At 67.0% G+C, this 23,120-nt stretch carries 23 protein-coding genes; 4 read left to right on the top strand and 19 right to left on the bottom strand.

The annotated features are described in order from the left end of the window. Positions 1-87 precede the first annotated feature (87 nt). Positions 88-828 (bottom strand): GntR family transcriptional regulator, encoded by a 741-nt coding sequence (locus RIT73_RS13465; protein WP_309132598.1) that lies wholly within the window; start codon positions 826-828, stop codon positions 88-90. Between the two features lie 100 nt (positions 829-928). Between RIT73_RS13465 and RIT73_RS13460 the strand changes: the two genes are divergently transcribed. Both RIT73_RS13460 and RIT73_RS13455 read left to right on the top strand, forming a co-directional pair. Then, positions 929-2,116, top strand: coding sequence for a CoA transferase (locus RIT73_RS13460; protein WP_309132597.1), 1,188 nt, complete (start codon positions 929-931; stop codon positions 2,114-2,116). A 14-nt stretch (positions 2,117-2,130) separates the two neighbouring features. Continuing rightward, positions 2,131-2,922: an enoyl-CoA hydratase gene (locus tag RIT73_RS13455; protein ID WP_309132596.1), complete on the top strand. Its 792-nt coding sequence runs from the start codon at positions 2,131-2,133 to the stop codon at positions 2,920-2,922. 52 nt (positions 2,923-2,974) lie between these two features. On the opposite strand, the gene RIT73_RS13450 is transcribed toward RIT73_RS13455, so the two are convergent. The 9 genes from RIT73_RS13450 to RIT73_RS13410 form a co-directional block, all read right to left on the bottom strand. Next, a complete protein-coding gene (locus tag RIT73_RS13450; RefSeq protein ID WP_375295012.1) occupies positions 2,975-3,961 on the bottom strand; it encodes an NAD(P)-dependent oxidoreductase in 987 nt (328 codons plus the stop codon). Further along, complete coding sequence (locus tag RIT73_RS13445) at positions 3,942-4,709, bottom strand: SDR family oxidoreductase (protein WP_309132594.1); 768 nt, start codon at positions 4,707-4,709, stop codon at positions 3,942-3,944. The genes RIT73_RS13450 and RIT73_RS13445 overlap by 20 nt, the downstream gene beginning before the upstream one ends. Then, positions 4,706-5,638: a TIM barrel protein gene (locus RIT73_RS13440; RefSeq protein ID WP_309132593.1), complete on the bottom strand. Its 933-nt coding sequence runs from the start codon at positions 5,636-5,638 to the stop codon at positions 4,706-4,708. The genes RIT73_RS13445 and RIT73_RS13440 overlap by 4 nt, the downstream gene beginning before the upstream one ends. Further along, positions 5,635-6,354: a GntR family transcriptional regulator gene (locus tag RIT73_RS13435; RefSeq protein WP_309132592.1), complete on the bottom strand. Its 720-nt coding sequence runs from the start codon at positions 6,352-6,354 to the stop codon at positions 5,635-5,637. Before RIT73_RS13435 ends, RIT73_RS13440 begins: the two co-directional genes overlap by 4 nt. Beyond that, complete coding sequence (locus tag RIT73_RS13430; protein ID WP_375295011.1) at positions 6,351-7,172, bottom strand: triose-phosphate isomerase family protein; 822 nt, start codon at positions 7,170-7,172, stop codon at positions 6,351-6,353. The genes RIT73_RS13435 and RIT73_RS13430 overlap by 4 nt, the downstream gene beginning before the upstream one ends. Further along, positions 7,163-7,618 carry a ribose-5-phosphate isomerase gene (locus RIT73_RS13425; RefSeq protein WP_309132590.1) on the bottom strand — a complete coding sequence of 152 codons (456 nt, stop codon included), beginning with the start codon at positions 7,616-7,618 and terminating at the stop codon, positions 7,163-7,165. Before RIT73_RS13425 ends, RIT73_RS13430 begins: the two co-directional genes overlap by 10 nt. Continuing rightward, positions 7,615-9,465, bottom strand: coding sequence for a dihydroxyacetone kinase family protein (locus RIT73_RS13420; RefSeq protein WP_309132589.1), 1,851 nt, complete (start codon positions 9,463-9,465; stop codon positions 7,615-7,617). The genes RIT73_RS13425 and RIT73_RS13420 overlap by 4 nt, the downstream gene beginning before the upstream one ends. Before the next feature lie 132 nt (positions 9,466-9,597). After that, positions 9,598-9,849 carry a hypothetical protein gene (locus RIT73_RS13415; RefSeq protein WP_309132588.1) on the bottom strand — a complete coding sequence of 84 codons (252 nt, stop codon included), beginning with the start codon at positions 9,847-9,849 and terminating at the stop codon, positions 9,598-9,600. Beyond that, entirely contained in the window at positions 9,846-10,499 is a 654-nt protein-coding gene (locus tag RIT73_RS13410; RefSeq protein WP_309132587.1) for a sigma-70 family RNA polymerase sigma factor, read from the bottom strand. Before RIT73_RS13410 ends, RIT73_RS13415 begins: the two co-directional genes overlap by 4 nt. Positions 10,500-10,731: 232 nt before the next feature. Here RIT73_RS13410 and RIT73_RS13405 point away from each other — a divergent pair, with 232 nt between their 5' ends. Then, entirely contained in the window at positions 10,732-11,154 is a 423-nt protein-coding gene (locus tag RIT73_RS13405) for a hypothetical protein (RefSeq protein ID WP_309132586.1), read from the top strand. On the opposite strand, the gene RIT73_RS13400 is transcribed toward RIT73_RS13405, so the two are convergent. The 9 genes from RIT73_RS13400 to RIT73_RS13360 form a co-directional block, all read right to left on the bottom strand. Further along, complete coding sequence (locus tag RIT73_RS13400; protein ID WP_309132585.1) at positions 11,138-11,767, bottom strand: LysE family translocator; 630 nt, start codon at positions 11,765-11,767, stop codon at positions 11,138-11,140. The two genes, RIT73_RS13405 and RIT73_RS13400, sit on opposite strands and share 17 nt — an antisense overlap. Next, positions 11,767-12,330, bottom strand: a complete 564-nt coding sequence (locus tag RIT73_RS13395) for a CGNR zinc finger domain-containing protein (protein ID WP_309132584.1) — start codon at positions 12,328-12,330, stop codon at positions 11,767-11,769. The genes RIT73_RS13400 and RIT73_RS13395 overlap by 1 nt, the downstream gene beginning before the upstream one ends. A 66-nt stretch (positions 12,331-12,396) precedes the next feature. After that, entirely contained in the window at positions 12,397-13,122 is a 726-nt protein-coding gene (locus RIT73_RS13390; protein WP_309132583.1) for a DeoR/GlpR family DNA-binding transcription regulator, read from the bottom strand. A gap of 67 nt (positions 13,123-13,189) precedes the next feature. Beyond that, positions 13,190-14,236, bottom strand: coding sequence for a 4-hydroxythreonine-4-phosphate dehydrogenase PdxA (pdxA, locus tag RIT73_RS13385; RefSeq protein ID WP_309132582.1), 1,047 nt, complete (start codon positions 14,234-14,236; stop codon positions 13,190-13,192). A 68-nt stretch (positions 14,237-14,304) separates the two neighbouring features. Continuing rightward, positions 14,305-15,726: a four-carbon acid sugar kinase family protein gene (locus RIT73_RS13380; protein ID WP_309132581.1), complete on the bottom strand. Its 1,422-nt coding sequence runs from the start codon at positions 15,724-15,726 to the stop codon at positions 14,305-14,307. After that, on the bottom strand, positions 15,726-17,201 hold the full coding sequence (locus RIT73_RS13375; RefSeq protein ID WP_309132580.1) for an SLC13 family permease: 1,476 nt from the start codon (positions 17,199-17,201) through the stop codon (positions 15,726-15,728). Before RIT73_RS13375 ends, RIT73_RS13380 begins: the two co-directional genes overlap by 1 nt. 118 nt (positions 17,202-17,319) lie before the next feature. Further along, complete coding sequence (locus RIT73_RS13370) at positions 17,320-18,609, bottom strand: HAMP domain-containing protein (RefSeq protein WP_309132579.1); 1,290 nt, start codon at positions 18,607-18,609, stop codon at positions 17,320-17,322. 59 nt (positions 18,610-18,668) lie between these two features. Next, the gene (locus RIT73_RS13365; protein ID WP_309132578.1) at positions 18,669-20,195 is read right to left on the bottom strand and encodes an SLC13 family permease; all 1,527 of its coding nucleotides are present in this window, start codon (positions 20,193-20,195) and stop codon (positions 18,669-18,671) included. After that, a complete protein-coding gene (locus RIT73_RS13360) occupies positions 20,192-21,436 on the bottom strand; it encodes a glycerate kinase (RefSeq protein ID WP_309132577.1) in 1,245 nt (414 codons plus the stop codon). The genes RIT73_RS13365 and RIT73_RS13360 overlap by 4 nt, the downstream gene beginning before the upstream one ends. Before the next feature lie 341 nt (positions 21,437-21,777). Here RIT73_RS13360 and RIT73_RS13355 point away from each other — a divergent pair, with 341 nt between their 5' ends. Further along, positions 21,778-23,013 (top strand): amidohydrolase, encoded by a 1,236-nt coding sequence (locus RIT73_RS13355; protein WP_309132576.1) that lies wholly within the window; start codon positions 21,778-21,780, stop codon positions 23,011-23,013. Positions 23,014-23,120 lie beyond the last annotated feature (107 nt).

Here is a 23,120-nt window from a genome sequence, read left to right as displayed (position 1 = left end):
TTGACAGTGTTTTTCACGTGTGGTCTTGTTCGCTCTCTCACGCAATGGTGCCGGTCGTGCATCGGCCTCCGACCAGCCTGAGCAGGTTCACTTGGGCAGCGATGCCCGCAGCTGCTCGAGCCAGTGGGTGGATTCGGCGGTGGAGCCTCCGAGCTGGTCGACGACCTCGACGAGGAACGAGAGGTTGCCGTGACTGTCGAACTCGGCTTCGATCTCCTCCGCATCTCCGCGCAGGATCACGTCGAGCATGCGGGTGTGCCTGGCGACGTTGCCGGCGAGGTCCTCCACCTGCCGACGGGCCTTGTTGTTGAGGGCCATGCACAGCTGCAGCTGCATCGCCATCGCCCGGTAGGTGCTCTCGATCCGTGTGTGACCGGCCAGGCCGACAACAGCGAAGTGGAACTCGAACCCGGCTGAGACCATCTCACCCTCGGTGCCGTTCTCCGCGATCGCCTCCATCGCGACGAGCGCGTCCCGGCAGCGCTGGACCCTTGCCTCGTCCAGCTGAGGCAGCATCAGCTGCATGGCCATCCGTTCGAGCTCGCGGCGCAGCGTCGCGATCTCGAAGACGTCGTGCTGGGTGATCGACATGACGCGCACACCCTTGCGCGGCACGTGTTCGACGATGCCGGTGTGGGCGAGTTCTTTGAGCGCCTCACGCAGAGGAGGGCGGGAGATCCCGAGCTCATCGCAGAGCCGCTCCTCGATGAGGCGCTCGCCCGGCAGGTAGTCCCCGGACAGGATCGCGCGCTCGATCGCCTGCCGGGCGTAAGTGGCGAGGCTGGTCGGTGCTGTCAGGGGCGCGGTGGAAATGATCCTTCTCCTCACACAGTGTTTTGTATACAGTAGTGTGAAGACTGTAACGTGGATCACGTCTCATTGCAACGGTCGACGTTGCTCGGATCGAAGAGATCAGAAGGAGAGAACTATGGGTGCGACGACTCCGGGACCCCTGGCCGGGATCACCGTCCTTGAGCTGGGGGTGTTCATGGCGGGACCCTTCGCCACGATGCAGCTGGCCGATCTCGGGGCGCGGGTGATCAAGATCGAGAACCCGGAGGGCGGCGACCAGACGCGATCGACGGCGCCGCACGTCAACGGGGAGAGCGCACCATTCATGCTGCTCAATCGGAACAAGGAGTCCATCACCCTCGACCTCAAGACAGTCCTCGGCAGAGAGGCGTTCATGCGCCTGGCGGAGAAGGCCGATGTCGTCGTCGAGAACATGCGGCCGGGAGTGATGAAACGGCTCGGCGTGGACTACGAGAGCGTGCGAGAGCGCAACCCGACCATCATCTACGCATCCGCCTCGGGATGGGGGCAGGACGGGCCGCTGGCGCCATTGGCCGGACTCGACATCATGGCGCAGGCCCGCAGCGGCCTGATGAGCATCACCGGATACCCCGACGGGGCGCCTGTCAAAGTCGGAGTCCCGATCTGCGACCTCACCACAGCTCTGTACGTCGCCCTGGCGATCACCGCGGCTGTCGTCGAGCGAAGCCGCTCGGGCGAGGGGCAGCACATCGACATCTCCCTGCTCGAAAGCGGTGTGTCCTACGCGGTATGGGAGGCCGCGGCCTATTTCGTCGAAGGCAAGGTCGGCCGGCCCAACGGCTCCGCTCACCAGAATCAAGCGCCCTACCAGGCAGTCGTCACCAAGGACGGATATGCGACGATCGGGGCCAACACCGCTCGCAATTGGCAGAGTCTGTGCAGGGCTCTGGGTCTGGATGGGCTTCTGGACGACGCGCGGTTCCAGACATCTCGCGACCGTCTGGACAACCGTGTCGAGCTCATCGAGCTGATCGAGGCCAAGACCACGACGATGACGACCGATGAGGTCATCGATCTGCTCAACGAGGTCGGGGTTCCCTGCGCACCGATCAGCGACTACGGGGAAGTCTTCACCGACGACCACCTGGAGGCGCGGGACTTCTTCTGGGATTCCGAGCATCCGGTCGCCGGAACGATCCGTCAGATCGGATCGCCGATGCGCTTCTCGCGCACCCCGGCCCGTCGCGGTCCGGCCGGACCCGTGCTCGGAGCTGACAATGACGAACTCGAGAGCCTCGGCTTCTCCGAAGCCGAACTCAGGACACTGCGATCCCAAGCGTGAGCGAAGGCGGAGCCATGAGCACAGAGACCACCACTGAGACCACCTCGGATCTCCTCGTCGAGGAGACTCCCGGCGTCCTCACCGTCACCTTCAACCGACCCCATGCCCGCAACGCGATGACCTGGGAGATGTACACCGGTTTGGCGGCGGCCTGTGACCGGGCGGATGCCTCCGATGACATCCGGGTCATGGTGCTGCAGGGCAGCGGGGAGAAGGCGTTCGTCGCCGGCACGGACATCAGCCAGTTCGCCACCTTCGACGGGCCACGCGGAGTCGAATACGAACAGCAGATCTCCGCCATCCTGTCCCGCCTGCGTGCGGTGAATGTTCCCGTCATCGCGGCGATCAAGGGCTACTGCGTCGGCGGTGGCCTGGGGATCGCGGCGTGCACCGACATCCGCATCGCCTCCGCCTCGGCGAAGTTCGGGGTGCCGATCGCCCGCACGCTGGGCAACTGCCTCTCCGTCGACACTCTGTCACTGCTCAGCGAGCTGCTCGGACGCGCCCGGGTCGTCGACATGCTCCTGCGCGCCCGCTTCATCGAGGCCGAGGAGGCACGGGAAGCCGGGTTCGTCGGACTCGTCACGGATGCCGTGGATCAGGCAGTCGCCGACTGGACGACCACTCTGCTCGGACACGCACCGCTGACGATGTGGTCCGTCAAGGAGTCGATGCGCCGCCTCTCAGGTGCCCGCGGACAGGTAGATGACCACGACATCGTCGAGCGCATCTACGGCTCCCAGGACTTCCACAACGCCGTCGAGGCGTTCGTGTCGAAAACGCCCTACGAGTGGCAGGGCCGCTGAGGCGGTGTCCGTCCGGCCCGCGCACCTCCGGGGCAGGCGGAGACCCTGAACCTCAGCCTTCGGTCAGGTAGGTCCGGATCACCTGAGAATCGTCGCGGTCGAGGAGACCGGCGGTCGCCGCCTCGGCGAACTTCTGCTCTGCCACCGGCAGGAGAGCGAGTTCGATGTCGAGATCGGCGGCCTCGGCCGCGACGAGGCTCGTGTCCTTGACGAAGATCCCAATGGCACTGCGCACCTCGGCGTCGAGTCCCTCAAGCATCCGCGGACCCCGGTCGCCGAGCATCCATGACTCAGCGGCGCCGGCCGTCATCGCGGCCAGAACATGCTGCTGATCGAGGCCGAGCCTCTGCGCCAGAGCCAGCGCCTCCGCGGCGGCCACGATGTGGACGGAGCACAGCAGCTGATTGACCACTTTGAACGCCTGCCCGTCTCCCACGGACGCACCGCAGTCGATGACCGTTCCCAGTGCGTCGAGCAGGTACCTGCGGGAGTCGAGAACATCCGGATCGCCGGATGCCAGCAGTCTCAGGCGCCCGCTCTCCACTCCCGACACTCCGCCGGTGACCGGGACGTCCAGACAGGCGATTCCCCGTTCTCGGGCTGACTGAGCTGCGGCCCGAACCGCAGCGGGGCCGACCGTGCTCATCACCACGAGCACGCTGCCCTCGGACATCCGCGACAGCAGTCCGGTGTCGCTCCTGCCCGCCGAGCCATGGAGCACGGCGTCGAGCTGGCTGCCGGTGGCGACCATGACGATGACCGTGGCAGCTGAGCCGGCCGAGTCCAGTGATGCTTCTGCTTTCAGCCCGAGGTCCTGCGCGCGCTGCCGACAGTCGGGCGAGAGATCCACTCCGGTGATCTCGATTCCGGCCTCGTGGAGGCGCTGGGCCATGGGCAGCCCGATGGCGCCGAGTCCGATGAACATGGTGGAGTGCTGGGACATGTCTCTCCTTCGAGAATGCCGGATCCGTTCGGTGGCCGACGATGCGCCGTGCGCAGTCGTTCCGGTGCTCAGCTCGTCAGTGGAAGTGAAGCCCACCGTTGATGCTCAACGTCTGCCCGGTGATGTGGCCGGCTTCCTCGCTGAGCAGGAAGGCGGTGGCCGCGGCGACATCGTCGGTCGTCGAGATCCGGCCGAGCACCGTGTCGGCCGCCATCGCGTTTCGGCGTCCGTCATCGAGAGTGCCGCCCATGATGTCGGTGTCGACGGGACCGGGAGAGATGGAGTTGGCGCAGACTCCGAACGGTCCGAGCTCCCGCGCGACACCGCGGATGAGGCCGATGATCCCGGCCTTCGAGGCAGCGTAGGCGGTCTTCGAAAAGGTGCCCCCTCCGCGCTGGGCGGTCACCGAGGAGAGGCCGACGATGCGACCGACCCCCGCGTCGGCCATGATCCGACCGAACGTCTGAGTGACGATGTGGGTGGCGGTGAGGTTGTTCGTGAGCACCCGCGTCCATTCCTCGTCGGTGATCTCCAGATAGGGCACCGCCGAGGAGACGCCGGCGAAGTTCGCCAGTCCGACGATCTGGGGGAGTTCGGCTTCGAACAGTCTCGCCACCTCGGCGACCTCGGACGAGACCGTGACGTCGGCACCGGCACCGAGTGCCTGCACCCCGTAGCTCGCGCTGATCTCCTGCGCCAGATCCTGCGCCTGCTCGTCGGTGCGGGCCATGAGTCCGAGGTTCCACCCTCGCTCGGCGAGGAGGTGGGCCGTGCGGCGACCGATCCCGCGAGGGCTGCCGACGCCGGTGAGGACCGCGGTCCTGGCTTCGGGAAACGCTGTCATCGTGCACCACTCTCCGAGGACACCGGCGTCCTCCCCAGGAGCCCTTCGAGGTAGCGCATGTTCATCGCGCACACCCCCAGGCTGTCTCCACCGTACTGTTCCATGAGATAGGGACCTGTGTATCCCAGTTCCACGGACCGCTTCACCACTGCTCGGTAGTCGATGAGTCCGAGCTCCAGGGTGCTCGGATGGGACGTGAACCAGGAGCCGTCACCGGCCTCGTCGCGCTGGTAGTTCTTCATGTGCCAATAGTTGGCGTAGGGCAATGTCTTCTCGTACATCTCCCGCCAGTCCTCGATGGGACGGTGGAGCCGGATGAGGTTGCCGATGTCGGGGTTGAGGCCGACGTTGTCGAGGCCGATCTGCTCGACCAGGGCCACCGCACTGTCCGCGGTGCCCAGATAGGTGTCCTCGTACATTTCGAGCGACATCCGCAGCCCCACGGACGCTGCGTGCTCGCCGAGCTCGCGGAACCGTGTGACGGCCAGTTCCCTCACCTCTGGGTCGTCCGGGTCGGTCCAGCCCGGCGTCGTCCAGAACCACAGGGCCCGCTTCTGCTCCTCGGAGAACGGTTGGTGCAGGCCGGTGGAGAACACCGTGCAGCCCAGTGCTGCGGCCGCGTCGATCGTGGCGTGGGCATAGGCGAGGTTGTCCTCACCGAGGCAGGGGTCGATGATGCTCTTGCGCTGGACATGGACGGCGACCGGTCGCACGCCCGCCGAGGCTGCGGCCCCGGTGAGCTCGGTCAGGCGGCGGACATCCAGGTGGCCAGGACGGATATGACTGTCGGCGATCTCGATGGCGGAGAAGCCGAGTCCGGCGGCTTCGGCGAAAACTCCCGCCCAGGTCTCGGCGGGAGCGTCGTGGAGCGCCAGGCCGGAGCGGTCGACGGGGGCGAAGCCGTGCATGCAGGTCGCGATCTCGTTCATGCTTCCTCATTCTCAGCGAGGGCTCTCGCTGCAACGTTGCGGATGTGGGTGCGCATCGCCTCTTCCGGTGCGTCTGGATCCGCCGAGGCGAAGGCGTCGATGATCGCCTGGTGCTCGGCAACGGCCTCGTCAACGTCGGTCACCCCATGGGGCAGGGTCTGCCTGAGGCGGTGGATCTGCGCACCGAGACCGTGCGACATCTGCACGAGGTAGCGATTGCCGCAGCGGGCGAGGATCGCCTCGTGGAAGTCCTGGTCCCGGTGGAAGTAGTCCTGGGCGTCGGCGATGAGGTGGTCCCGCTCGGCGTCGGCGGATGTCCGGGCGGTTGCGACGCGTCGTCCAGCCTCCTCGTGGGCGGCCTGCAGTGTGCGCAGCTGCGCGAGGAAGCCGGCGTCGGCGGGGGTGGCGAGTCGTGCGGCACGGGCCTCGACGGTCTCTCGTGCCTCGCAGAGCTCGGCGAGCTGCTCACGGTCCAATGGGGGAGCCACGCGGTAGCCCCGCAATGCCTCGCGCACGACGAGGCCGGTGCGTTCGAGGTCGACGAGCGCTTCGCGGATCGGTGTGGGTGAGACGTTGAGGCGGCGAGCCAGCCCGTCGATGGACACGCGTTCTCCGGGACTGATCTCTCCGGTGAGGAGGATCTCGAGGAGCCGGTCATGGACGAGGTCCCGGAGACCGAGACGGGTGATGTCCTCGGGGGACGTCGTCGTGCTCATGCCGCATCACCGATGAGGTCGGAGAGCTCGTCGAGGACCGCCGCCACCGCGGCCGGGTCGTGGGCGAAGCGTCCGAGGAACAGTCCGTCGACCTCGGTGCCGATGCCGGTGAGCAGTCCGGGACCGGCGCTGCCTCCGTAGATGATGCGCAGGTCAGTCGTGGGCAGTTGGGATCTCAGACGGTCGCGAAGGATTGAGCACACCCGACCAATGTACTCGGGCCGCGCCGGTCGTGGAGCACCGATCGCCCAGATGGGTTCGTAGGCGATGACGAGGCCCGGCGGACCCCCGGCGGCCAGTGCCGAGTCCGGGAGTGCGGAAGTCACCTCGGCGAGAACAGCCCTGGCGGCCTCGGCCGGGGATGTCTCCGCATCCTCTCCCACACACAGGACAGGGACGAGGCCATTGCGGACGGCGGCGTGGACTTTGGCCCGAACCACCTCGACGGTCTCCCCGAAATGACGTCGGCGCTCGGCATGCCCGACTTCGACGAGCCGACAGCCCAATTCGGACAGGACAGCGCCGGAGACCTCGCCGGTCCAGGGTCCCTCATCATCGGCGGCCAGATCCTGGGCGCCGATGAGGATGGGCCCAGCCGCGTCGAGGCAGGCGGGGATCGAGGGGAACTGCGGCATCAGGAAGAGCCCGACGGCACCGGTCGTGACCAGTGGGTGCCGTCCGGCGGTGGCCGCAGTCTCGACCGTCCAATCAAGAGTGCGGGCATGGCCGAAGTACATCTTCAGGCTCGTTCCGACGAGGTACCGGGGCAGTGCTGCGACACTGCTCGAATCCGGGTTCGAATTCGAGTTCACTGACATTCGTACGCACTGATCTCGGCGACCTTGTCGTTCGAGGCGCTGCGTGGGTCGAACGTGTAGCCCAGCCATTCGTCGACGAGCCGCCTGGCCAGTTCCCTGCCGATGACGCGCTGGCCCATGCACAGGATCTGGGCGTCGTTGGACAGGACGGAGCGTTCGACGCTGTAGGAGTCGTGAGCGGTGACGGCGCGGATGCCCCTGACCTTGTTGGCCGCAATGGCGACGCCGAGGCCGGTGCCGCAGATGAGGATGGCGCGATCGGCCTCTCCGCCGGCGACGAGCTCGGCCGCTCTGGTGGCGATGCTCGGATAGTTCGTGTGGGAGTCGGCGTCGACGCCGACGTCTTTGACCTCGGAGACGCGGGGGTCGGATTCAAGGTCGGTTCTGATCGCTTCTTTGTAGTCGAATCCGGCGTCGTCGGACCCGATGACGAGTGTCAGGCTCATGAGAGGGTTTTCTCCTGGGAGGTGAGGACGGCCGTCCGGGCGCCGTCGTTCGGATGCTGTGGTTGAGGGTGCGACGAGTGCGGTGGCGAGGTCTCCGTCAGGAAGTCGGCAAGAGTACGGGCGATGAGTGCGAGGGAGACGGCTCCGGGGTCGGGGGTGCCGAGGCTCTTGGCTCCGTGTGATCGAGAGCGGCCCTTCTTCGCGACGATGTCGGCCGTGGCCTCCGCCGCGGTGCCGGCGGCCCGTGCGCCTTCCCGGGTCGCCGCGGCGAGGGTGCGGCGGAGACTTCCCGAATCGGTCGCCTCGGTGCCGGGGAGCGAGCTCGTGAACGCATCCGCGAAGGGCACGAGCGCATCGACGAGGGTCTTGTCTCCCACCTCGGCGCCGCCGAACTCACGAACAGCGGTCGACACCTGCGCCACGGTCTCCGCGACGTCGTGCAGACGGGGGACCGACGAATCCTCGCACGCGGTGGCGAGACCGGAGATGATCCGTCCCCAGATCACTCCCGAGGTTCCGCCCCCGGCGTCGCTCCACGCCGCTGCCGCACGCATGAGGACGGTTCCGGCACCGGCACCATCGGCGATGAGCGACCGGGCAGTGCGGGCGGCGGCTTCGGAGCCGCGTTGCATTCCGATCCCGTGGTCTCCGTCGCCGGCGATCTGGTCGATTCGGCCGAGCTCGTCTGCGGCGTCGTCGAGAGTGTCCGCGATCAGGCAGACCGCCTCGGCGATGCGAGCAGCCAGCGCGCGGGACTCCGGGGTCGCTGAGGGAATCGCCTCGGCGGTGGTCCGGGCCGAGTCCTCGTCGGCGGCTGACAGCTCGACAGCGCTGTGTCCCGAGATGCTGCCACGGCGGAAGGCTGCAGTGTCGCAGGGCGCCGACCACAAAGGTTCGAGCTCATCGTCGAGCCACAGAAGTGTCAGGGAAAGTCCTGCCATGTCGAAGCTGGTGCAGAACTCGCCGACTTCTGGGCTGACGACCTCGAGACCGGCTCTGCTCAGGAGCGTGTCGATGTGACCGTAGAGCAGATAGAGCTCCTCGTACTTGATGGTGCCGAGACCGTTGAGGATCGGGACGACCCGCGCGCTCTGACGTCCGGCGCCGTCGGGAACCTCGTGGAGAAGCCGAGCGACGAGGATCTCTGCGAGCTCACCTGCAGTGGGCATGTCGATCTCGTCGATCCCAGGCTCTCCGTGGATGCCCAAGCCGATGGCCATGCGTCCGGGAGGCACCTCGAACAGGGGTTCGGCAGCGCCGGGCAGTGTGCACCCTGAGAATGCGACTCCGATCGATCGGGTGCGGTCATTGGCCAGGCGAGCCAAGCGTTCCACCTCGTCGAGGTCGGCTCCGGCCTCTGCCGCGGCTCCGGCGATCTTGAAGACGGTGAGGTCACCGGCGATGCCGCGCCGGTTCTCCGCCTCGGTCGCCGCTGCGCTGAAAATGTCATCGGTGACGACCACGGTGCGAGCGTCGATGCCTTCGCGGCGGAGGATGGCCTGCGCCTGGTCGAAGTTGAGGACGTCGCCGGCGTAATTGCCGTAGCTGAACAGGATTCCCCGGCCCTGCTGGCAGGCGCGGGCGACGCTGAGGATCTGCTGCGTCGAGGGAGAGGCGAAGACGTTGCCCATCGCCGCTCCGTGAGCCAGTCCAGGACCGACGAGTCCGGAGAAGGCGGGGAAGTGGCCGCTGCCGCCCCCGATGACGAGTGAGACGGTCGGCTCTGCGGCTCGGGTGGAACGCACGACTCCGCCAGGTGCTGCCCGGACCCACCGGGCTGAGGCCGCGGCGAATCCTCGGAGCATCTCCGCGACGAAGTCGTGGGGGTCATTGAACAATCGCGTCATTACGATCTCCGCTGCTGGAAGAAGTGTTTCAAAGATCCTATAGGATCTTTGGCCGGGAGGGAGGTCTCGGACGAATATTTCTCAGAGATGAGGGATTTTCACGGTCACTCGCTGTCCCGACCAGCTGTGGTATCAGCTCAGCAGCACGGTCAGTGTGCGGGCCTCCTCGGCGCAGGCCTCACATCCGGCGAGGTGGACCTCCATGAGCTCATCCCCGTAGTCGGGGTCGGCGATGCGCTGTTCGACGTATTCGTCGAGGCGGTCGAAGCAGTCGTCGCAGGACAGGTAGGGGCTGGTGTCGACGAGCATCCTCTCCGCCGCGTCGCGCGACAGGTCGCGGGACTGCTCGTCGGACTTCTCGCCGGGTCTCGGGATGCCGGTCATGACGTTCTCCTGCCGGACTGCGGCTCGAGGTGACCGGTGACGATGAGTGCGTGGCGCAGGCGCTGCCGGGCATCGTGGACGGTCTTGTACAGGGAATTGCGGGTGGTGCCGAGCCGTTCGGCGAGGACGTCGATGGGCACCTGCTCGACGAGCAGCGCGAGCATGATCCTGCGCTGATGGGGCGTGAGCGCGGACTCGATCGCTCGCCTCACAGCCCGCACCAGGTCATCGCCCTCGGCGACCTCACTGGGCAGGTGATCGTGGTCGACGACGGGCAGGGAGTCGGAGAGCATCACCTCGCGGTGCCGCCACGCCTGCCGGCGCACGGCGGCTCCGGCGTGCAGGACGCCGAACTTGTACACCCAGGTGCTGAACCTGCTGCGTCCCTCGAACGTGTCGAGCTTGCGCAGCACGGCAAGCAGGGCATCATCGGCGGCCTGCTGAGCGAGGTCCTCGAGATCCGTAGGCCCGGCTCCCGGCAGCTGACTGCGCAATCGCCAGACCTGCGTCCGGGTCGCCCGCACCAACATGTCGTGCAGGGTGCGCTGAGCCGCGGAACCCGCAGGATCCTGATCGCCGAGGTGGCGGAACCACTCGTCATCATTGACGACACCGCCGACGTCGGCAGAGACGTTGTCCACAATCGTCATTGTGTCACCGCCGGGCACCGCCGTGGAAGAGTCATACCTCTTTGGTGTCGGGGGAAGTGGAGTGTCTTACTTCGGGGGCGTGATTGTTCCTCCGGAGGTCACTGGCGCCGGTTCCTCGATTACGGAACGGGCACGGTCCGCGGATCCGGGTAAGAACCCGGGTTCGCGTCGACACAGAGCAGTCAAGGAATGCCCACCGGCATTCTCCGCTTTCTCTGCAAAGGACAACGCCATGCTCAACGCAACCCCGGCCTCGACATCGGCAGGAACAGGAGTCGGCGTCGAACGCGCCTACCTGCTGCTGCGCACCGTGTTCATCGTCGCGCCGATCCTGTTCGGCCTCGACAAGTTCTTCGACCTCCTCGTCGACTGGACGATCTACCTCGCACCCTGGATCGACTCGCTCCTGCCCGGAACCGCCCAGCAGGCGATGTATGCCGTCGGCGTCGTCGAGATCGTCGCCGGCATCGTCGTGGCGATCGCTCCGAAGTGGGGGTCCCTGCTCGTCGCGGCGTGGCTGTTCGGCATCATCGTCAACCTGGTGTCGATGGGGCAGTTCCTCGACGTCGCGCTGCGTGACTTCGGTCTGTTCGTCGGAGCGCTCGCTCTGGCAGCATTGGCCTGGGACCGTCCCAGCGTCAGACGAGCTGACTGAGGAGATCGACGATCACGGCCCCGGCCAGCAGGAGATAGACAGCACAGGCGATGATGCTCAGCACCATGCCCGCGCGGCCGTCTGCGGCGAGCCGTGTATGGAACCGTGCCGCGAACAGGCCCACCGCTCCGTAGAGCACCAGCTCGATGAGGACGTCGAGGATTCCGAGCATGGCCATCTGCACAGCGGGGCTGTCTGCATCTCCGATGAACTGGGGAAGGAAGGCGAGGAAGAAGAGGGCGATCTTCGGATTCGTCAGGCTGACCACAGCGCCCCTGAAGTACCAGTTCTCCGATGGCGGATGCTCACGGTCCGCGGCCGTCTGCTTCCCGCGCCGCAGGACGCTGACTCCCAGCCACAGCAGGTAGCCCGCACCGAAGATCTTCAGGGCGGTGAGCAGCCAGGGTTGGGAGCTGACGAGAGCCCCGAACCCGGCGACGACGGCAAGGACGTAGACGACCATGCCGGAGCACACACCGAGGATCGCCCTCACCGCAGCTCGTCTGCCGCCCTCGATTCCGACAGCGACCATGTAGGCCATATCGGGCCCCGGAGCGATGAGGACGAGGACAACCGCAGTGACGAATGTCGGCACCACGGTCCAGTCGATCATCACCGACCGTCCTCGCTCGGGGAGTTCCGCCGGTGCCGGTGGCGGTCGACTCGAGCGCGATTGCCGCATCCGGGGCTGCACCACCGTTGATTCGGCCGTGCCCGGTGGAAGAACTGTCCGCAGTCAGGAGCCGGGCAGACCGCGAGATTGGCGATGTTCGGTTGCGCGAGCAGATCGACGACTGCAGAAGCAAGCACTCCGGCCAGGGCGGGAAAGTCGTCGCCTGCCTCCAGTCGCGTCGATCCCACTGTCGCCCCGAGGACACGACTGATGCTTGAGGCCCGGACCGTGCGATTGATCGAACTGACGTCCTCGGTGTCCAGCGCCTCGCCGGCGGCGGCAGCGTGCAACAGGCGCAGGGCGACGTCGCGCAGGGTCCGAAGTGAGACGAGCTCGCTGTCGCGGATGTCGATGTGCGGCAGCGGCGCCGGTACGAGCTCGTACCAGCTGTTGAACTCCTCCCGAGTTCCTATCAGTTCGACGGTTCTGCCGTCGACGACTTTGACCGTGTTCGCGAAGTCGACGGCGAGATGATCACCGAGCCACACCCATGACGTGTTCATGGTTCGAGTCTGTGCGTGTAACGGATGATCTGTCAAAAACCATTACACCGGTCAGGTGAGAGGCACTCAGCCGAACGTCCGCGATCCCGTCTCGTCGATCCACACCCAGCCGTCCGGCATGGGCGCCCACGCGGCGACCTCCCGACCGGTCTTCGAGCTGTCGGCCATGACGATGACGGCACCCGCACGTTCGGCGACGAGCTCCTTCGTCCGGGCCTCCTCGAGCGTCGGCTCTCCCAGACCGGCAGCCGGGTCGACGGCATCGGCGCCGAGGAATGCGACGTCCACCCGGAGTCGGTCGAGGGCGTAGTCGCTGAGCGCCCCGGTCGTGCCGTGCGACATCGTCGAGACCCGGCCGCCGATCATCACGACCTCGGGGCCTGCGGGATGGGCGAGGGTGAGGGCGATCTCGAGACCGCGGGTGTAGACCGTGAGGTCGCGCCGGGAGCGGATCCTCTCGGCCAGGCGCACTGTCGTCGACCCCGCGTCGAGGAACACGGACCGGACTCCCGGATCGTCGAGGAAGCGCTGGGCGGTCGCCGCGATCGCGTCCTTCGCCTCGGCGTTCTGCTCCATCCGCTGACCCAGAGGAGGTTCGACATAGCCGGCCGCGGCGGCGCCGCCGATCGTGCGGATGATCGCTCCGGTCTCTGACATTTCGCGCAGGTCCCGGCGGATCGTCGACTCGGAGGTCCCCAGTTCGGCGGCCAGGCGCGCGATGCTCCATGATCCGGTCTTGAGCAGTGAGGCGATGGTCTCTCTCCGCTTCTGCGTTCCGCTGCGAACCGCCATCACTCCATCACCTCACAGTTTTCAACCGCCTCTGCCGGCGACCCAACCTCCGACCGAAGCACGATCCTCACTTCGGCAGGTACTCTGCCCGGATTCCGTCGACGAAGGGGGCATAGCCGATCGCGGCGGCGTAGGCCGAACGCATGGTTCCGGCGTCGGCGATGCCCTTCCCGGCGATGTCGAAGGCGGTGCCGTGGTCGACGGAGGTGCGCAGGATGGGCAGGCCGACGGTGACGGAGATCGTGCCGTCGAAGTCATAGGTCTTCGAGGCGATGTGACCCTGGTCGTGGTACTGGGAGAGGATCCCGTCGTAGCGTCCGATCAGCCCGTGGTGGAACACCGAGTCGGCCGGGATGGGGCCGGCGACCTCGAAGTCGGAGCCGGCGTTGACGCGGTCGACGGCGGGTCGGAGGATCTCGATCTCCTCGTCGCCGAACGCCCCGTTCTCCCCGCCGTGGGGATTGAGAGCGGCAACGGCCAGCCGGGGGGAGTCGACACCGTAGAGCTGCAGGGCGCGGTGGGCTCGCTGGATCGAATCGACCTGGGTGTCGACGGTGAGAGCGTCGAGCGCCTTGCGCAGCGACATGTGGCGGGTGGCGAAGAAGATCTGCAGCTTGTGGTCGGCCACCTTGGTGTCCTCGACGACGAACATCGTGTCCTGCTTCGTCACGCCGGTGAGCTCACCGAGCATCTCCGTGTGTCCGAGGTGCTGCGAACCGGACTTCCATACTGCTTCCTTGTTGATCGGTCCGGTGACGATTCCGGCGATCTCCTCGTCCATCGCCGCTTTCGCAGCGATCTCGATCGCCTTCACCGAGGCGTGACCGGCGCGAGCGTCGACGACGCCCCAGTCGGGCAGGTCGGTCCCGAGCACGTCGATGTCGAAGACGTCGATGACCCCGGCGCCTGCCGCCGGGGTCGACCAATCCGTGATGGGACGCAGTTCGACGTCGAGTCCGAGGACGTCGACGGCGCGCTGCATGACGGCGAGGTCGGCGACGGCGACGCCGTGCTGGTCGTCCCGGCCGGCGAATTCGCTGAGCACCTGAGCGGTGATCTCGGGTCCGATTCCGACGGGGTCGCCCACGGTGACGGCGAGTACGGGAGCGGTCATGTCAGTCTCCTTGACGTTGGGTTCCAATGATTATGCCTGTGCGGGTCTTGAGTTGCCGGCGGGCAAGGTCAGCGGTGCTCGGCCCTGCGCAGCCGTGCGGCCTGGCTCAGGTAGTCCAGGCACAGTTCGGCCGTGCCCGAATCCCCGATGAGTCCGCCCTTCGTCACGATGGGCACCCCGGAATGAGGTCCGCCGATGAGCCGCCCGCCGACGGCGAGAGGGATGATCTCGGTGTCGAGCTCCATCCCGAGGGCGTCGAGTTCGGACAGAACGGCCGCGGTGACGTCTCCGCCTGTCGTGTAGAGCCCGGACACGGTGCTCGCGGCCATCACCTCGGCGGCGATCCGGGCGAGTCTGCGGGGGAGGAGCTCCGACTGCTCGGTTGTGAGCTCGCGGAGGTCGGAGGCGTCGACGACGGTGGCGACGATGATCGCCTTCGCCGAGGTGACTCCCGCGACCTGTGCGACCGTGGCCTCGACATCGGGCAGGTTGTCCTCGTCGAGGACCGCGCGCAGAACTGTGACCGCGGGGTCTTCGGCGAGTTTCGCCAGCTGGCTCCGGGTCACCTCGGTTGCCGATCCCGAGAGGCCGAGGATCACCTCGTCGTGGTGTGCCGGCAGCAGGGCCTGAGCCAGAGCCAGGCTGCCCGGTCCCGGATCGATGGCCAGCCATTCGAGTCTCTCGCCGTGGCGCAGGCGCGCGTGGAGCCGGGCGTTCTCGCCGGGAGCATCGGCCGGGGTGGCAGCGATCTCCCTGCTGAGGTCGACGACCACCTGGCCGATGAGGTCCACGTGCTCGGTGGTCAGGGCGTCGCAGACGATGACGTCGGCGCCCATACCGATGCCGCTGAGCACGGCGGCGCGCAGGGCCCAGCGACCGTCGAGGACGGTCTCGAGCTCGATCGTGTGAGTCGCGAGTTCGGTTCCGGTCTCGAGGATGTCGGCGACCACCGAGGTGCGCATCGGGGAGCGCACGTCGTGGCGCAGTTCGGTCTGCTCGAGCAGGCTGCCGTGCAGCAGCTGCCGCCCGCCGACGGTGATCCGTCCGGCTGAGGGGAAGGCCGGAACACACAGCCCGATGACCTTCACTCCATCTCCGGCCAGCTCCCGCCGGGACGCCAGGGCCGCCTCGGCGGTGGGTCCGACGTTCCCACGCAGGGTTGTGTCGATGCGGCAGGTGGCGAGGTCGACGGGACCGGCGGCGCGGACGATCGCCGAGGTGATCTCGGCAGCCGTCTCGGGCGGCAGGTGGCGGGTCTCGGCGTTGACGACGACGGCATCGTAGTCGTCGAGCAGGTCGCTGAGGCTCACGCGCTCGTTCCCGCCGGTGCCGGTGACGGTCATGGTGCGCAGACCCGCCTCGGCGAAGAGGGCGCCGCAGGAGTTCCCGCCGGTGAGGTCGTCGGCGACGATGACGAACCGCGGTGACGAGGCCGCATCCGCCGTCGAGCCTCCGCGGGATCCTGTCGGCTGCTGGGAGGACAGGGGCATCACACGACCAGGTCGAGCACGAACAGCAGCGGCAGGGAACCCGCCCATACGGCGGTGGTGATTCCGGACCAGCCCCTGATCGCGGAGACTCCGTCGAGTCCGGCGAAGCGGGTGACGACCCAGAAGTAGGAGTCGTTGAAGTACGAGAAGACCATCGACCCGGCGGTGCACGCCATCACGGCCACGAGAGGGCTGAGCCCCAGGGGTGCGATGAGTGGGGCGGTCACGGAGGCGGCGGTGATCATCGCGACCGTGCCCGAACCCTGTGCCAGGCGCACGAGCGTGGCGATGATGAACGGCACGAGGAGGGCGGGCAGGCTGATCGAGGCGATCGCCTCGGCGAGGGCATCACCGACGCCCGACTCCCGCAGCACCATGCCGAAAGCGCCGCCGGCACCGGTGATGAGGAGGATGAGACCAGCGGAGGAGGCTGCGTCGGCGAGCCACCCCTGCACCGTCGAGCGCGGGGTCACGCGGGGCAGGAGGATGTAGACGGCGAGGACGAGTCCGATGATCAGGGCGATGACGGGGTTGCCGATGAAGGCGATCGGGGCGACCCAGGCCGAGGCTTCGTAGGCGTCGCCGGAGAGCTGGCCCTGAGCGTTCTTGTCGATCGCGGTGCACACGGTGTTGGCGACGATGAGCAGCAGCGGCACGATGAGGGGGAGGAACCCGAGGAAAGCCCCCGGTTTCTTCGCCGAGGTGGTCGTGTCATTACCGTCGACCGCGACGTCGTCGGACGCCGCTGAAGGGGTGCTCTCATCACCGGTGAGAGTGTTGATTCCGCCTGAAGCGCGGGTGCCCGACGAGGTGGCGCCGACGGTGCCGTAGACCTGTTCGCGGACCTCGGTGTTGAGCAGGGGTTCGAGCTTCGGCCCGATCCACCGGGCGTAGATGACGACGACGGGCAGGAGGATGACGGTGAAGACGACACCGGTGAGGATGACCGCGCCGATGTCGGCGCCGAGGATGCCCGTGGCGGCGAGTGGTCCGGGGGTCGGCGGCACCATGTGGTGGGTCAGCGTCATTCCACAGCCGAGCGCCAGCGCGAGGGTGACGTAGCCGCCCCTCTTCACGCGGGCGATGGAGCGGGCGAGCGGGTTCATGATGACGTATCCCGAGTCGCAGAAGACGGGGATCGACACCAAGGATCCGACCGTGCCCATCGCCCAGGGCTCGCGGCCCTTGCCGAAGGCGCGCAGGAAGGCCTGGGCAAGGGAGTCGGCGGCGCCGGAGACTTCGAGGACCTTGCCGATCCCGACGCCGAGGCCGATGACGATGCCGATGCTGGCCAGGGTGTTGCCGAAACCGGTGGTGATCGAATCGACGAGAGCGAGCAGGTCCTGGCCGGCGACGACGCCGGTGACCACGGCCGCGACGAGCAGAGCGATGAAGGCGTCGAGGCGGGTGGCCAGGACAATGACGACGATCGTCGCGATCCCGGCGACAAGCGCCAATATGAGTTGCAGATCCACAGTGTCCTCCACGGTGAGGCGGGTCGGTTGAGTGAGCAGAAGTTGAACAGTATGAGCAAGTATGTGTCATTCCTGCTCAACTTGGCAAGGTTTGGCTGGGATTCACACCAACTCGACTTCAGCGCGTGATCAGCGACAGTTCCATCCGGGCATAGGTGCCCTGAGCGCCGAAGTCCTCGAGGACCAGTGCGCCGCCGTGCTGCTGGGCGACTGCCCTGACCAGGGCGAGGCTGCGCGTCCGGGGCTCGGTTGCCACCTGTCCGTCGTCCAGAGGGGATGACGGCGAGGCGGGCACGGTCGATGCTGCAGTGTCGGCGGGCCGGGTGCCGCCGACCTCGATGACCAGTCGCGGATCATTGTCGACGCCCGTGTCGCTGATCCTCAGGCCGAGGTGAGTGCCGGTTCCGCCCGCTCTCTCCATCGTGTCGACGATCAGTGCGCTCAGCGCCTGTTGGACGGGGAGATAGTCGACGGGCACGTGGCTCGCCGAGGTGTCGAACGTGACGTCGAGATCCGCTGAGCGCTCGGCGAGTTCGGAATGGAGACGGCTGACCACCTCGTAGACGAGCGGACGCACGTGAGCGCGTTCGACCGTCAGTGCCGGCGCGGACCGGCCCGGATGCACGAGCGGACTCGCAGTCGAGTCCTCCGCCTCTGCGAGGGTGTTGACGAGTCGGTTGAACTCCTGGTTGACCTGCCCGAACTCGTCGTGGCGCTCCTCGTTGAGACGCACCGAGCGATCGCCCTTGCGCACCTGCGCCAGTGCCCGTCGCACGTCCCGCAGCGGGGTGAAGACGTCGCTGATGAGGTAGGCCGCGAGGAGCAGAGCGATGCCGAAGGCGCTGATGGCGGTGATGATGAGCATCACCTCGGCGGTGTGCCGGGTCTGCTTCGTCGCGTCGTGGATGACTTCGCGGCGCTCCGCGTCGGTAGCTTCGGCCTGGTCGGTGACGGCTTGGAACGACTCCGAGCTCGCCTCCTCGATCTGTTCGTCGAAGAGCCGATCCGCCTCGGCGAAGCTGCCGGCCTCGATGTGGTCGAAGGCCAAGTGCGAATCCGCGACGAGGGCGTCGAAGGCCGACTGCACCTGCTCGACCTCTTCGCGTTCCTCGGGAGTGTCGACGAGCTGTGCCCACGTCTTCAGGGAGTCGGCGGCAGGGGCGATCGTCTCCTCGAAGTCCTGCCGGGCGTCGGGATCGTTGCCGGTCAGCCCCTCGGGCACCTCGAGCACGGCTTGAAATGTCAGAGCGCGGACGTTCTGCAGCTTGAGGCTGCGCTCGTAGTGGCGCTGGAGGTCGTTCTCGGTCGTCTTCCAGTTGATCACCGCCCACGTGGTGATCCCGGCAGCCAGGAAGGTCATGGCCACGAGCGAGCCGAAGAGGATGAAGAGTTTGCGGCGCAGAGTCATCGGCTAAGTCCTTGAGTGAAGGGGCGAGGAGACGAGAGGCGAAGTGGCGGGCAGGGAGGTCATAGGGCGAGTCCGGTCCATTGCCAGAAGCCGAAGTAGAAGACCACCATGAGCACGGCGTGGACGACTATGAGCACGGCGCTCAGCCGCATCAGATCGCTCGGCGTGAAGGTGTCGACATCGGTCTCCTGGAACACGAGGATCGCCTTCGAGCTCACCGGCAGGGTGAGGCAGAAGTCCATCCCGACCGTGGCGATGAACAGCACAGCGACGGGGTTGAGGTCCATGCTCGCGGCGAGGTAGAGGAACGGCGGCACGAGCGCGATCGCGCGGACGGTGTGTGAGGTGAGGTAGAGATGCGAGGTCAGGGTGAGCAGGGCGATGAAGAGGACGACGACGAGGGTCGGGCTCGTCGCACTGAGACCGCCGAAGGAGAACAGGCTGTCGATGATCCACTGCCCGGCCCCGGATTCGATGAGCGCGCCGCCCAGGGTCAGCGCCGCTCCGACGAAGACGACGAGGTTCCATGACACCGAGGCGAGTCCCCGTTTCCAGGAGATCACCCCGATTCGCGGCATCGTGAGCACGAGTGCCCCGACAAGAGTGACGGTGGCGACCTCGAGGCCGTGGACGGGCTCGCTCAACCACAGCACGACCATGGCGATGAGCACCGTCGAGGTGATGCGTTCGCTGCGACTGAGGCGATTCCGTCGCTGGATGTGCTGCGTCTGCGGGCCGCCCTGCTGTGCCCGCGTGCTCGAGGCCGGGGCCGGCAGCCGCCGCGCCCGGAGTTCCGGGTCGAGGAACATGCGGGTGACGACCCAGCAGGAGGCGAGCGCTGCGGCGAGTCCGAAGGGCACGCCCCATAGAGCCCAGTGGGCGAAGGTGATGGTGTCGCCGGTGAGTTGGCGCAGGAGGTCGACGGCGATGAGGTGGGACGCCGCCCCGATGAGCGTCGAGATCGTCGTGACGAGGATGATCGTCGGCATCAGCAGGGCCAGCGCCCGGGTGATCCGGCGGTCGGCGAAGAGGTCGGACAGGGTCCGGAACAGCGGCAGGACCACTGCGGCCCGGCCGGAGGTCGAGGGAATGAAGACGGAGAGCGGCAGGAGGACAATTGTGACCAGCCAGAACGTCTCACCGACCGTGCGGGACCTGCGCAGAGCGAGTGCGGTGAGACGCTCGGCCAGCCCCGAGGTCCGCAGGGCTCCGCCGAGGACGAAGGCACCGATCATCAGCCAGATGACGTCGGAGGCGAGGGAGTCGAAGAGGTGCTCCTGACTGGCTCCGCCGAGGAGCACAACGAGCACGACCACGGCGAGTGCGACGTAGGCAGCGTTCATCGAGGTCAGCGACCACAGGATCGTCGCGAGGGCGAAGCCGAAGAGGGTGATGCGGGCGGCGTAGGGGAGGGATTCGGGAAGCATCACCGCAACCCCTGCCGACGCGGTCAGGGTGAGGGGGACTATCGCGGACACGACCCACCGGAAGCGGCGCCGGGCACCGATCGTCACCGGGGCAGCGCTGGTCGATCCGGCCCTCAGCTCATCGATTCTCGACCACAGCGCGGAGGCGGGACCGCTCATATGCGTTCCAGGAGCCGAGGTGCGACAAGGCCGGGGACGAGCGGCGACGGCGAAGACATCCGTGAGCCGATCGAACAGCCGACCATGATCAGGCGCATCGCCTGTTCGGCCGCTGCGGCGAGGAGTTCGCTCCCGGCGGAGATCGCCTCCTCCAGCGGCATCGGAACGGACAGGATCGAGGAGAAGGCGTCGATGCCGACGTTGTGGACGTCCCTGGCACCGCCGCCGATGCTGCCGGCCAGCGCGAAGACCGGCTTGCCGTGGAGTTTGGCACGGCGGGCCACCTCGGCGGGGATCTTGCCCTTGGGAGTCTGGAAGTCGACGGCGCCCTCGGCGGTGATGACGAGGTCGGCAGCGGCGATGAGCCCGTCGAGGTCGACGTGACTGAGCATGACCTCGAAGCGCGGCAGCAGGGTGGCCCCGATGCCGCCGGCCAGTCCGGCGCCCAGTCCGCCCGAGGCGCCGGTGCCGATGCCGTGTCCGTAGTCGTATCCCTCGTCCTGAACGCCGGAGCGCTCGAGGATGGCCGCCCAGTTCTCGAGACCGAGCGCGAGGTGTTCGACCTGGTCGGGGGTGGCGCCCTTCTGCGGGCCGAAGACTCGGGCCACGCCTTTCTCGCCGAGGAGAACGTTGTAGGGGTTGCAGGCGACGAAGACGTCGACCTCATCGAGGCGGGGGTCGAGTCCGGACAGGTCGAGAGTGCGGACGTCGGCCAGTGCGTTGCCGCCGAAGCCGACTTCGGCGCCGAGTTCGTCGCGGGCATGGGCGCCGAGCGCCTGCAGCGCCCCGAGCCCTCCATCGCAGGTGCCCGAGTCACCGCAGCCGACGAGGATCCGCTGAGCGCCGGCGTCGAGGGCCGCGCGGATGAGCTCGCCGACGCCGTAGGTCGTCGTGGCGCCGGGATCGCGGAGATCGCGGGGGACGAGGGCGAGTCCGGCTGCAGCGGCCATCTCGACCACGGCGGTGCCTGTGCCCGCCCCACCGAGGAGGGCGAAGTGGCTGGGCACCAGTGAGCCGACGGGTCCGGTGACGAAGGCGTCGACGATGCGGCCCCCGGTGGCGTGGGCCAGTGCGGCGGCTGAGCCCTCGCCGCCGTCGACGAGGGGGACGGTGTCGATGTGCGCGGCGGGCAGGGCACAGCGGATGCCCTCGGCGATGGCACTGGCGACTTCGACGGTGTCCAGGCTCTCCTTGAACCCACTGGGGGCGATGAGAATTCGGTGCGGGACGAGCATCGTCATTGGTGTCCTCTTCCGGTTCGAGTGGCGGGAATCCGACCACGGCCGATTGTCGCGGTGTTCGAATGTGAGCTTGGCATAGTTGTGGCGTCGATCGCCTGTTTATAAGGACTTTCTCATGTGAACAACAGGTGAACCGGCTTCAGGTGTTCGAATAGGTCCACCGGTCCGTGCCTTCGTTCGCGATGAGTGTTTCCGGCGCTCTGATCATGGCCGAGCCACCACCGGGCACGCACCGGACGAACAGTCGTGTGCGTAGGATTCAGATATCGGATTCTGTCAGCGGACGAACCGCGAATCGCGCAGTATTGACGCTGAGAGCCCTGTCGAAACGAGGAGTGGATATGACGATGCCGTCGATTGCCGAAGCGAAGAATCGCACCAGTGCCAAGGTCGATTCCCTGCGTGAACTGCTGCTCACCCTCAGCCACACGATTCACGCGCACCCGGAGCTGTCCTGGGAGGAGTTCGAATCGGCGAAGCTCATCGCAGAGACCATGTCGGCCGCCGGGTTCGACACCAGGACAGGGGTCTACGGTGTGGAGACGGCGATCGAAGCCGTTCGCGGCAGCGGCGACTTCGTCGTCGCGATCTGTGCGGAGTACGATGCCCTGCCCGGGATCGGTCACGGATGTGGTCACAACGTCATCGCCTCCGCTGGGGTCGGCGCTGCCCTGGCGCTCGCCGAGGTGGCCGATGAGCTGGGGTTGACCGTGAAGCTGCTCGGCACTCCCGCCGAGGAGCACGGCGGCGGCAAGGTGGCGATGCTCGAAGCGGGTGCGTGGGAGGATGCGGACATCTCCCTGATGATCCACGGGATGACCGAGACGCCGGAGATGACGGCCGACAGTCACGGTGCCCGGTCGATGAATGCGACTGCGGTCGACCGGTTCAAGGTGGACTACACAGGAAAGACGGCGCATGCGGCCGGCATGCCGGAGCAGGGTATCAATGCGAGCAACGCCGCAGTGCTGGCCCTGAATGCGATTGCGATGCTGCGCCAGCATCTGCCCAAGGAGGTCAATCTCAACGCCTTCATCTCCGAAGGCGGGCAGGCGACGAACATCATCCCCGAGCACACGACGGTCCAGGTCGAAGTCCGGGCCTTCGACCTCGACGTCTGGCGGGAGACGAAGCAGCGGGTTCTCAAATGCTTCGAAGGAGCCGCGATCGCCACCGGCTGCCGGTGGGAATGGGAATCGACGGAGTACGCCTATGCGCCGATCGACCACGACGAGACCCTCGCCGATCTGTGGGATGCGAACTTGCCCCTGACCGGTCGCACCGTTGATTCCTCGACAGGTCTGGGCGGCGGCTCCACGGACATGGGCAATGTGTCCCAAGTGGTGCCCTCGATCCACCCGATGATGACGTTCATCGGTGAGTCGGCTCCCGCCCACAATCCTGCATTCACCGCCGCAGCGATCACCCCGGCCGCCGACGCCGCCGTCATCGACGGAGCCAAGACGATGGCCGCCACGGTCATCGACATCGCCGCCACCCCTGAGCTGCGTGCGAAATACCAGGAGCTCAAGGCTGCGCGTCCCAAGGGAGCCACCCAGGTCGAGTTCCGCGCGTGAGCTGACCCGCGCTGGGTTCCTCTGCTGAGGCCGCACCTGATCTCAGGTGCGGCCTCAGTTCGTCTGCGTCTGCTCACGGCTCCATTCGAAGCGACCGGTGCTGATGG

This window comes from Brevibacterium sp. (assembly GCF_031179145.1).
Classification (GTDB): Bacteria; Actinomycetota; Actinomycetes; order Actinomycetales; family Brevibacteriaceae; genus Brevibacterium.
This window is presented reverse-complemented; position numbering and strand designations above follow the sequence as displayed.

What these genes read in the sequence shown, in the direction of transcription:
- RIT73_RS13460 (WP_309132597.1), top strand. Translation starts at nt 929, where the DNA reads ATGGGTGCGACGACTCCGGGACCCCTGGCCGGGATCACCGTCCTTGAG.
- RIT73_RS13455 (WP_309132596.1), top strand. Translation starts at nt 2,131, where the DNA reads ATGAGCACAGAGACCACCACTGAGACCACCTCGGATCTCCTCGTCGAG.
- RIT73_RS13445 (WP_309132594.1), bottom strand. Translation starts at nt 4,709, where the DNA reads ATGACAGCGTTTCCCGAAGCCAGGACCGCGGTCCTCACCGGCGTCGGC.
- RIT73_RS13440 (WP_309132593.1), bottom strand. Translation starts at nt 5,638, where the DNA reads ATGAACGAGATCGCGACCTGCATGCACGGCTTCGCCCCCGTCGACCGC.
- RIT73_RS13435 (WP_309132592.1), bottom strand. Translation starts at nt 6,354, where the DNA reads ATGAGCACGACGACGTCCCCCGAGGACATCACCCGTCTCGGTCTCCGG.
- RIT73_RS13430 (WP_375295011.1), bottom strand. Translation starts at nt 7,172, where the DNA reads ATGTCAGTGAACTCGAATTCGAACCCGGATTCGAGCAGTGTCGCAGCA.
- RIT73_RS13425 (WP_309132590.1), bottom strand. Translation starts at nt 7,618, where the DNA reads ATGAGCCTGACACTCGTCATCGGGTCCGACGACGCCGGATTCGACTAC.
- RIT73_RS13420 (WP_309132589.1), bottom strand. Translation starts at nt 9,465, where the DNA reads ATGACGCGATTGTTCAATGACCCCCACGACTTCGTCGCGGAGATGCTC.
- RIT73_RS13415 (WP_309132588.1), bottom strand. Translation starts at nt 9,849, where the DNA reads ATGACCGGCATCCCGAGACCCGGCGAGAAGTCCGACGAGCAGTCCCGC.
- RIT73_RS13410 (WP_309132587.1), bottom strand. Translation starts at nt 10,499, where the DNA reads ATGACGATTGTGGACAACGTCTCTGCCGACGTCGGCGGTGTCGTCAAT.
- RIT73_RS13405 (WP_309132586.1), top strand. Translation starts at nt 10,732, where the DNA reads ATGCTCAACGCAACCCCGGCCTCGACATCGGCAGGAACAGGAGTCGGC.
- RIT73_RS13400 (WP_309132585.1), bottom strand. Translation starts at nt 11,767, where the DNA reads ATGATCGACTGGACCGTGGTGCCGACATTCGTCACTGCGGTTGTCCTC.
- RIT73_RS13395 (WP_309132584.1), bottom strand. Translation starts at nt 12,330, where the DNA reads ATGAACACGTCATGGGTGTGGCTCGGTGATCATCTCGCCGTCGACTTC.
- RIT73_RS13390 (WP_309132583.1), bottom strand. Translation starts at nt 13,122, where the DNA reads ATGGCGGTTCGCAGCGGAACGCAGAAGCGGAGAGAGACCATCGCCTCA.
- pdxA (WP_309132582.1), bottom strand. Translation starts at nt 14,236, where the DNA reads ATGACCGCTCCCGTACTCGCCGTCACCGTGGGCGACCCCGTCGGAATC.
- RIT73_RS13380 (WP_309132581.1), bottom strand. Translation starts at nt 15,726, where the DNA reads ATGCCCCTGTCCTCCCAGCAGCCGACAGGATCCCGCGGAGGCTCGACG.
- RIT73_RS13370 (WP_309132579.1), bottom strand. Translation starts at nt 18,609, where the DNA reads ATGACTCTGCGCCGCAAACTCTTCATCCTCTTCGGCTCGCTCGTGGCC.
- RIT73_RS13365 (WP_309132578.1), bottom strand. Translation starts at nt 20,195, where the DNA reads ATGAGCGGTCCCGCCTCCGCGCTGTGGTCGAGAATCGATGAGCTGAGG.
- RIT73_RS13360 (WP_309132577.1), bottom strand. Translation starts at nt 21,436, where the DNA reads ATGACGATGCTCGTCCCGCACCGAATTCTCATCGCCCCCAGTGGGTTC.
- RIT73_RS13355 (WP_309132576.1), top strand. Translation starts at nt 21,778, where the DNA reads ATGACGATGCCGTCGATTGCCGAAGCGAAGAATCGCACCAGTGCCAAG.